12 protein-coding genes are annotated in these 9425 nt (G+C 54.5%); all 12 read right to left on the bottom strand.

The window, feature by feature from the left end; translation table 11 throughout:
- On the bottom strand, positions 1-840 hold an 840-nt coding region (locus V6C16_RS04575), incomplete at its 3' end, for a hypothetical protein (protein ID WP_333542818.1).
- Positions 841-842: 2 nt separating this feature from the next.
- Complete coding sequence (locus tag V6C16_RS04570; protein ID WP_333535557.1) at positions 843-1577, bottom strand: DUF2612 domain-containing protein; 735 nt, start codon at positions 1575-1577, stop codon at positions 843-845.
- Positions 1578-1579: 2 nt separating this feature from the next.
- Entirely contained in the window at positions 1580-2809 is a 1230-nt protein-coding gene (locus V6C16_RS04565) for a baseplate J/gp47 family protein (protein ID WP_333535556.1), read from the bottom strand.
- Complete coding sequence (locus tag V6C16_RS04560; protein WP_333535555.1) at positions 2809-3174, bottom strand: hypothetical protein; 366 nt, start codon at positions 3172-3174, stop codon at positions 2809-2811. Before V6C16_RS04560 ends, V6C16_RS04565 begins: the two co-directional genes overlap by 1 nt.
- A complete protein-coding gene (locus V6C16_RS04555; protein WP_333535554.1) occupies positions 3171-3935 on the bottom strand; it encodes a Gp138 family membrane-puncturing spike protein in 765 nt (254 codons plus the stop codon). Before V6C16_RS04555 ends, V6C16_RS04560 begins: the two co-directional genes overlap by 4 nt.
- 14 nt (positions 3936-3949) lie before the next feature.
- Positions 3950-4849: a baseplate hub protein gene (locus V6C16_RS04550; RefSeq protein ID WP_333535553.1), complete on the bottom strand. Its 900-nt coding sequence runs from the start codon at positions 4847-4849 to the stop codon at positions 3950-3952.
- Positions 4843-5199: a phage baseplate plug family protein gene (locus V6C16_RS04545; RefSeq protein WP_333535552.1), complete on the bottom strand. Its 357-nt coding sequence runs from the start codon at positions 5197-5199 to the stop codon at positions 4843-4845. The genes V6C16_RS04550 and V6C16_RS04545 overlap by 7 nt, the downstream gene beginning before the upstream one ends.
- Positions 5200-5220: 21 nt before the next feature.
- Positions 5221-5769 carry a phage baseplate protein gene (locus tag V6C16_RS04540; RefSeq protein ID WP_333535551.1) on the bottom strand — a complete coding sequence of 183 codons (549 nt, stop codon included), beginning with the start codon at positions 5767-5769 and terminating at the stop codon, positions 5221-5223.
- 20 nt (positions 5770-5789) lie between these two features.
- Positions 5790-7388: a phage tail protein gene (locus V6C16_RS04535; protein WP_333535550.1), complete on the bottom strand. Its 1599-nt coding sequence runs from the start codon at positions 7386-7388 to the stop codon at positions 5790-5792.
- Between the two features lie 187 nt (positions 7389-7575).
- Positions 7576-8055 (bottom strand): phage tail assembly chaperone, encoded by a 480-nt coding sequence (locus V6C16_RS04530; RefSeq protein WP_333535549.1) that lies wholly within the window; start codon positions 8053-8055, stop codon positions 7576-7578.
- Positions 8056-8067: 12 nt separating this feature from the next.
- Positions 8068-8538, bottom strand: a complete 471-nt coding sequence (locus V6C16_RS04525; RefSeq protein WP_333535548.1) for a hypothetical protein — start codon at positions 8536-8538, stop codon at positions 8068-8070.
- 11 nt (positions 8539-8549) lie between these two features.
- Positions 8550-9425 (bottom strand): DUF3383 family protein (locus V6C16_RS04520; RefSeq protein ID WP_333542817.1); only part of this gene is annotated, 876 nt, incomplete at its 5' end.

Below are 9425 nucleotides of genomic sequence, written 5' to 3'. Positions count from 1 at the left end.
GCGTGCACCAGATGTTTTGAACACTCCTGCGGTTGTCGAAGTTTCAAAGCCGCCAGGAAACAACAGCGAGACTTTGCCGCTTTTCCTACGCTCACCATCCCCTTGCACGTCTCCCACGCCGAGAGAGGGACCTGCCGCGCCCTGAAACATGTCCTGAAGGTCGGGCATTTTCAGGGTGTCGGCGGTTTTGTCCCACCAGAACTTCGCTACACCGCCGATGCCTTGCCAGCCCACTGTTGTGCCGTCTGCATTCGTGTGCCAGATCGCAGTGTGCAGGGCCTCATACTCTGCAAGGCTCGATACAAGACGACTCTGCCCCCACGGGGTTTCGAGGTACGCGGCCATTTGCGGGTATCGCGTGGAAAAATTGGTAACGATGCCCGCATTGCACTCAACATATCCCGGTCGGGGCATCTCATCTTCAAAAAACCTGATGCCGCCTACGGGGTCCATTTGCTGCTGTGCTATGGCGTGTTTCCAAAATGCGGCGTTATTGGTCGGTTGCGCACCTCCGTTGTTGGGGCCAGAAGGTTGAAGCGCTTGATATATCACTCCATCGAGTCCCATACAGATACCGCTGGCCGGATAATTGGTGAGCGAACTCCAGGGCAGAATGCCGTATTGCTCCACGGCCTGTACAATCCCCGTTGTGAGAAAATCTACCTGATTGTAGCGCGCGGAATCGTAAACTTTATCATACGCTTGGCCGCCCTCTATATCTGCGGCCGTCAGCCCAGCATTGCGGTACGCGATGCCGGGTACTGGCGGCGTTGGGATGTTGGTCTGTGCGCCCTTGGCCCACTGTCCAAGCATTGTAATAAGGCGTTCTGCAATGGCCATAGTCAGCCTCCTATTTGAGATGGCACGCCCACTGCGCAGGGCGCATGGTCGCAGCGTTGTTCATTCGCTCGGTCGGAGCAAAAGAATTTGTCAGGGACGTAAACAACAATGCCACTGAATGAGAGTGTGGCCGGGTACGGCAGCATAAATGCATCATCAACACGTTGTGTCGTCGCATGCATTGTGAGCACATTAAGAGCCGTTGTGCCTATCGTGGATGGCACGATAGCAGTAACTTCCATTGGCCCCGTTTTTTCGTATGACACGAGGTTGCCTGTGAGCATCTCCGTTAGATGCTGCATCTCAGGGATAGAGGCCACGAGCGTATGATTTTTTACTATTCTGGTCAGGATATTTACGCGGTACTGCTCATCTTCAACAGGTATAAATGCAGAAAAAGGAGCTCCATCGCACCAGACAAACGACGAATCGGGTTTTTGCCCTGCTCGATCTGCAAACATGTAGCGGGATTCATCGTACTGGTACGGTGCGCGTCCTTCTCCAACAATGCGCCCAAGGGCATCGAGGTTTGACCCTCGGGCTGCATACAGGGTGCGCATCTCCTGAAGGTCGATAAGCGCATCATAAAGATCCTGCACCTCAGACATGATGGCCGCAACGAACTGCCGCAGAACGCATTTATCGTAGTGTTGTGACAGCATGCGCCCAAGGGCCTGCTCGATCAGGTCTTTGCGATACGGATCGAAGTCCACCTTGTAAAATGAGGGTATCGGCATGCTTAAACCCCAGCGGTCACATTGACCACGATGCGCGATGCATCAAATCTACCGACGTGATCCCACTCAACGGGGATGTCGGACTCTGAGAGGGCATCGGCCGTCGTGCCAATGCGCAGCCCCGTTACTTTATGTCCGGCAACGCTATTCACGGGGGTATACAGGCGCGAGCAAATAATTGACGCGCCAGGCGGGAAACCGTCGTCATTTCCCGCACCTCCGTAGTCAGCATAATCGACAATGGCTGTTTTAATTAGTTCTGCCCCGGTGTCTGGGAAGTCGGCGCGGTTAACTATGGTAATGTCAACCTGCACATAAATTGCAATCTCAGTGGGGCGTGAAAAACTGATAACGTGGGATATACCCTGGTTATCGTAAAAAATTTCATGCACGTTGCCATAGCCAATCACGCCAACGGGGAAGCGCAGAAATAACGCCTGCGCTATTTCTCTGGGAGCCCCGCCCTCGGCCACCACCGCGACCTCCTTGAAGGGGATGCCGCGAGCATCAGCCGGAAAAGTCTCGCGGTTCTGGTACGCCCTGCAGAATGTAACACCAGAAACATTCATCACGGATGCGTAAATGGCCTCTATCTGGCGGTAGCTTGTAAGGGACGTGGATCTCTGCTGTCGGCGGCGAGCCTCTGCTTCCGTCTCCTGCACACTTCCCACAGCCACGATTGATATGTTCCTAGCATTGAGCCACCCTGCTTGCGGGGTCTGAATGGAGAGGATGGCGCCGGGTTCTGGCTCAATATTTCCCTTGACCGTACATTCCGCCTGCACCGTGGCCGTCCCTGACGCGCCTATAAAGATGGGTTCTAGGGTGGCGAATACCTGCAATCCGTCCTGAGATGCTATGCGCGAGCCCTTGGGCACAGTGGTACCGTTCTTTCCAGTGAGCTCCATTTCAACAATGGTATATGCACCGGGCTTCAGGAGCATTGCGTTGAGCTGGATAGTACCTGCCTGACCGGCACCACTATTTTTCAATGGGTCAAACTGGACAGCTCCGTTGTAAGCGGCCTCCCAGCATTCGGAAAGGCCTTCCGCAAACACGCCGAGTACCTGTTGCAAGATACTGTCGTCTGTGGCGCTCTGGAAAGGGAATTCGCCCGTTCCCGGGTCCACGATGTCGGCGATGTTCCCATTCAGATCGGTAAGGATCTGCGCCAGTCGCTTAGGCACGAACCCCTGTGAAGTCATGCCGTAATCAATGCCGTTTTCAGCCATCAGTATTCCCCTTCAAGGCTTATGGGCATAACCCCGGCCCCGGTGACGAAAACTTCCATATACATTGTGTAGGTGCGCCCACCAGCTGGGAACAGAGTGTTGAGCTTGATGATGCGCTCGACGCCATCAGTGCCCAAGGTCTCACGTCGGATGAGCAGGTCCACAGCCCTCTTGGTGCTAGATTTGGCCCCAAGGATGCCCCTGCCCTCTTGGTACCAGGGCAGCCCTGCCGAAGTGTTCAAAAACCATTCTCCAAGCTCCCGCTTCAGGCGCGTAAGCAAGCGCTGTACTATTTCATCTGGCCCCGTGACGATTCCGGGCGCCAAGTCGCGAGTGCCGGGGTTGAGCTTCAGATCCCACGTCATGCCGTCGCGCTCCCGGTGTTTGCATTGCCGGGCTGTATGCCTGTGTGCTTGTGCCCAGATGAATCTATGTCGTTCTTGTCCACAAATGTTCCGCTACGGCTTTTAAGGCCACCTTCGAGCTCGTTCTTACTGCCACCATCGCCGCCAAGGGTCATGTTGCTGCTTTCGATAGTGGCAACATCAGGCGTTATCAGGCTGAATTTGCCTTCCTTCATAGACATAATTCCCACACCGTCAGTAATCACAATTCCCTCGGGACCCAGGCTAATATACTGTTTGCGTTCTCGGTCTCGTAGTTCAATATTTTCGGTGCTGTACTCCGGTACCGCCTGGGGGTTGCTGACTATACCGGGAATGCAGATGGCGTCAGAAAGGCTATGGGAGCGCGGGGTTGCAGTATCAGCGCTATTTGAGGAGGCCGTGGGCTGGATGCCTCCGCCCTGTACAAAATTATCAATAGCCCTGTCGCTGAACACCATCAGGCATTCATCACCCGGCCTGATTGGCAGCGTAAGCAACAACCCGGCCGCCTGTGCAAAGGGCAGCACTACGGGCACATTAGTTATCACGGGCAAATCGACATGTTTCACGCCGTCGCCGAGGTTCACTTGCATCTGTAGGGCTGGCTGTACCGTTGCCGTTTGCGTTGATGGGTCGAAGCTCAGAATTATGCCCGGCATAGCACAGCGGATCTGCCCGGCCATGCGGTTGAACTGCATGCCGAAGGCTTCGGATTGTGATGTGATGCTCCAGTCTGCCATGTTGCTTACCTGTGCTACCTGTTTTTGAAAGACTCGATGTCCATGGTCCACTGATCGCTGTAAGCATCAATACTCACGTTGGTAGTATGGACACGATATGTGCCGTTCAGCTTTGGGGACAATTCACTGTTTATTCTCACAGATGACCCAGTGGTGATGCCTGGCACATACAATGCTTTAATCTTCACGCCGGTCTGTATCTGCATGGGGCCTGTGAGCAATGGCACCACACTTATTAATCCGCCTTTCTTGCCGTTAAGCTCCGCATACCCGCCAAACGTGGCTTTATCGCCCAGCGCCTTGAATTTTCCATCGTCCACGGACCACGAAAAACCAAATTCATTGGCGAGCTGAGTCAGCCCATCCTTTGTGCTTCCCGCGTAGCTCCACCCTCCCCCGCCGAGGTTGCCACTGATGCCCTCTATGCCACTGTCGGCTATGGTCAATCCGGGCAGATCGTTGGCCATGTCTTTAACCACATCCCGCACGGGGGTGCCCGCTCCGTAGGTTTTGGATGATACCCCGCGCACAACCGCCCCATATCCCGGTAGCGCACTAATTTTTGTGACAATATCCGCGCTGTTGCGCTCGGAAATCGCTGATAGGATGCTGCCCTGAAAAAGTGTATGCAGTTCGGTATTTTTCCAGCCGACCTGTACTGTGATTTTCGTCAGGCTCCCACGGATAGCGTCCCGAGTATCCCTGGCCAAGTTAAACACGCTGATCTGCGATGGGCTTGGCATGCCCATTACCGTCTTTTGGATTGTGCCGGTGACTTTCAACCCCTTTGGTGTACCGTCGCTTTCAAAGCGCACGATCTGCCCCTGAGAGCGCCCGCGCCATTCTTCAAGTGGGCCAAGCGTAACCACGATACGCCGTAACCAGGGCCGCAGTGCATTGCCGTTGCCTACCATGGCACAATCTCCGTTCCGATGGTGTCCATAGGGTCTGATGGCACTGCGGGGTTGTCCTCGCCGGGATTGAACCAAACCAAGGACATTGTGTTTCCCAATGCGTCCAGATCCTTTTCAGTACCGCTTTCGACGAGCAGATGGAGCTGGTACCCTTTGAGGGTATCCCCCATTCCCTTGAGCAGATTGTCAACTCCAGGGATCAGATTGATCCCGGTAATGAGCGGCGTTTCCTGCGCGTCCAGAATGTCCAGCAGCCAATGGTCGTCCTGCCCGGACACAAAGTACGTGCGAAAAATAAAGACGTCCGGTCCAACATTGACCGTAACCGTGCGCTCTCCAGCAGGTGACATCGGAATTATGGACGGCATGGGCTATTGCCTCTTCGCTAGTTTTTGCAAAAGGGTCCTGTCATCGGTCACGTCCTGCTGCCCAGCGTTTGTTTTCGCGGCAGCCGTTTTTGACGTCTTGTCATTCAAATTCTGTGGCGACCGACCGACAGCCTGCAGTTCAACAAAGTTGATCTGCTGCAGGTGTAGGGTGATATTGAGTGCACCCTTGTAAGGCGCTTGGTGCATTGGGTTAAAACCAACAATGACCATGTTTTCATAGACGTGATGCTCTGTAACAAGCTCCAGTAGATCCCGTTCATCGCGCATTTTTTTGAACGTCTCAAAAGCGTCTCGCGCGGCATCAGCGCCCGTGCCAGCATTGGACATTGTGAACACAACAGAAATGTCGTCGGGGCTCACAATAACGTGATCCGTCACCTGTTCGCCGGATTCAAGCGATAGCTTTGTTGCCGTTGCAGATAGATTATGTGCCTCGGAAAGCAGGGCAGAAACCTCCACCCCAGCGACAAGAGGCCCACCGCGAAGTAAGCCATTTGACTGATGCGGGGCTCCAGTTTGTGATGTCTGCATTGCGTATGTCACCGTGCCTTCTACATTGCCGGGGCAGCTACGCCGGGAGTTCCCACGGGCTGGCCGCTGGCCAAGGCCGCAGCCGCTTCCGCAGCTTGTTGGGGGTTGGAGGTTGCCACATTAAAGTTCTGTGTACGGTTATCAGTATATTGAGTCCCCTGCGCGCCATGAGTGGATGGCAGCCGAACGGCGGCAGGTTGACCGCCTACGGGGATGGTCGAGGGTGCGGGAGCGCTCTTCTTTTTGTCATCACCGCCGAATCCGAACCACTCAGCTGCGGTGCCGAGTGCATTGGTCACCGACCCCGCTGCCTTTCCAGCAATGGCACCAATATCAGGGATTTCTGGGATATATCCTTTAATTTCCTTCCATAGATCTTTAAAAAACTGTTTTATTGATTCCCATACCCGTATGATTTTCTCTTTGGATTCTTCTGCCCATTTGCCAAAGTCGAAATTTACTATGCTTTCAAGAACGTCTAGGAATCCAGTTACTACCTTTACCGCTCCATCAAAGACAGTTTTTGCTATTTCAGGGATTGTTTTGATTATGTCTATGATGAATTCTTTAAAGAAAGCACCAATTTTTTTAATTGCAGAGGCAAGGCCAGGCCACCGCTGTTCGAAGGCGGCAAAGAGGTCAGCGAAATACCCCTTACCCTGAGTTACAGATGAAAATAAATCCTCGAACACCGCCGCCGCAACAGCAACGGCTGCGCCGATGAGGACGAGCTTCGCTATAACCGGGGAAAAGAGCACCAGCAGCCCAGCCAGCGCACCAGTCACGAGGTGCATGACCACTTCACCAGCCTCCAGACCTTCAAAAAATGGGCTCATAGCATTGAGTATTGGATCAAAAACTCCGGTGAACTTTTTCAAAATATTCCAAAATCGCTCAAAGCCGCTAACTACACCCGTCATCAGGGCCTCAAGGCCAAGGCTTATCCATTCCCGGTTGCTCTCCATCCAGCCCTTGAAAATTTCAACCGCGCGCGAGAGTGCGGGAATCATGGCAATGGCGACCTGGCTTGTCAGGCCGTGGAAAGCGAATTGCAACTCGGCGAGCTGCTTCTTGAAATCTGCCGCCCGCTTGATACTGCCGGCCGGAATAACTCCGCCCAGCTTGTGCGCCTCCTTGCGAAGATCTTCAATTCCATCGCGCCCCTTGCGCAAAAGGGCTATGGTATCGTCAGACAGACCCCATCCCTTCCCGAGATTTTGAGCTTGGCTTCCTGACATCCCCTTCATTCGGTCGGCCAGTGACAGCAGCGTTTTTTCCGCGTCCTTGCCCGTTCCCATGAATTTTTCCTGCAACGTCTGCAGGTCACCATGCAGCGCCTTGGAATCACCACCAACCTTTTTAGCGGCGTATCCCCACTCTTGCAGGGCATCGGTGCTGACACCTGTTTTGTCGGAAAGTTTTTGCAGTTCCGCAGCTTCGTCAGCAGCACCTTTGACCATGAGCCCCATTGTGGCCGCAGCGCCAGTAATGACCACAGAGAGGCCGAGCAACGTGTTTTTTACGCTATCGATACCGTTCTTGAAGCTCTCGAGCTTCGCAATGGCGTTCTTGGCTATGTCAACGCCGAGTATTGTGACCAGTTCGTCGGCTACTGCCATTATCCTTGCTCCGCTTTTGCCATGGCCTCTGCTTGCCCCTTGGCGTATTGGTTCCAATCGAGGATGCGCAGGATACGGAAGAATTCGCGCATACTGACCTTCCCGCTAGTGAGGTCAACAAATGAGACATACCCGGAATCAAGCACGCGCCCTGCGTAGGCGTCTGCCTCCCATCCCGACGGAATCTCTATTGAGTGCCCGAACTCTTCCCCAAGGCGCTCGCTGCGGTAACGAGCTGACTCGGAAAAAAATCTTTCACCAGCTTCACCAGAGCCATGATGCCCAACGGGTACAAATCTCCCGGGTGATCCCTGAACCAGCTATTGAACACCGCAGCGTCGGCCAAAGGTTCATTCTGGGGGGTGTAGCAGCGCTGCAAGGCGTCGGTCATCATGGCCGTGGCCTCTGCCGCCTTGAGTTCGCCGCAAGACGCTAGGGCAGCAGATATGAGGGCCTGCATTTTGCCGCCGACTTCGGCCAGCCCCATCGCTGACAAATCCAACCCCTGAAGCTTTTCGAAATCTATGGAGTTAACCACCCTACCCAAAGCAGGGCCAAAAAGGGCAAGAGCTCGATTTCCCCAGGCAATGGCATCCATAGGATTGAGCATATCGAGCGCATAGCGGTTACTGCCGATGCCAATGAAGGTCATATTGGTGCTATTCATGGATTGCTGCCCTTAGTACAGATTGCTGACGGATGAGGTGAGCCCAGACGTTGCCAGGTTGCCGCCAGAGGTCGACATGTTGCTGGATTCGTGCTCTGCGCTCATCATCGTGAACTGGATGCCACCCTGCTTTTTGTCACCTGTCGAAAGTTCGCCGGGGTTGCCGATGTATGCATCAGTCATGTTTTCCAAAACGTCTGCACCAGTGCGCAGAACCACGGTCACCCCGGCACCCCCGTTGTACTGGCGCTTGCGCAGGTCGGACAAAAATTGGCGACTGCGAGATGTTTCGCGCAACGTGAATTTAATGGTCGCGCCCTGGTTGGTTGCAATATTGATGGATGCCCCGTCGGTCCCCTGCGTTTTATCTACTTCGCCACCGTCGTAGGTGAACACGATGGACGCGCCCTCGAAAAAATCCTGAATAGTTGTTCCGTCCACGGTGAGGACGAGGTTTTTCTGATTGTAAACGGTTCTGGCCATGTTCCTGCTCCTTAATTATATACGTCGACCTTGACGCTTACTTTGTGGAAAGCCCCAGATTCATAGGCGGTGATAAGGATGGGCGGTGCCGTGCGCGAGGCTCGTTCCGAAGTGGTAGCGAAGGGCACCGGCACGGGCTCAATGGCCGTGGCCGGGAGCGTGGTGTAACCGCTTTCGAGCGTTGCCGCTTCCACGTCCCTGTCGGCAAACACACCGTTTCTGGTGTATTTTCGGCATATCTTCGCCGCAGCAGACACAAGCATGTTCTGCCCGGCGCTGGTGTAGGGGACCTTCGGCTGGCGCAGAAATACGTTGTAGACCTCGACCTGCAGCTCTTCACGGAAATTGTCGAGATTGACCAGGGTGTCGGTAAACCAAGTGTCGAGAGCCTGCACCCCCTCACGCACAGTGCGCGACGTGTTGCCGATATACACATAGCTGTTGATGCGCCGGGAGTTCAGGACGGCAAGCTGGGATTCTGTCAGCGGCGAAGGCTCAATGCCGTCAAGCTGCTTGAACTTCATGGTGATGGCGGAATCAGGCAGGCTGTAGTTGGTGGCCAGGGCGAAGGCGCAATACGACACATCAGGATATACTTGAGCATTGTCATGATAGACCGTGCTAGTGCGCTTATATCCCCTGTTGTTGCAATAAAAGCCGATGTTCGTGGTGTCGGCGGCATTGTAGGCCGTGGCCGAGTTGGTGCAGGCCGAAAAATAGGCCGGGGTGAGGGATTCGGCCCAATCGGCCAGATCCTTCTGCGCCGGGGTGTCGCGGTACTTGGCGTCGACGGTGAAGCCGTAGGGCAGGCGCATGTTGCAACGTGAGGCGTTACGCACAAGGTCGGCTTCCGCCGCGAGGCCCTGCGGCGTGTATCCCTGCCAAAG

Source organism: Desulfovibrio sp. 1188_IL3213, from assembly GCF_036763145.1.
GTDB lineage: Bacteria > Desulfobacterota > Desulfovibrionia > Desulfovibrionales > Desulfovibrionaceae > Desulfovibrio.
Note: the sequence above shows the minus strand (reverse complement) of the source record. Positions and strands in the feature narration are given on the sequence as shown.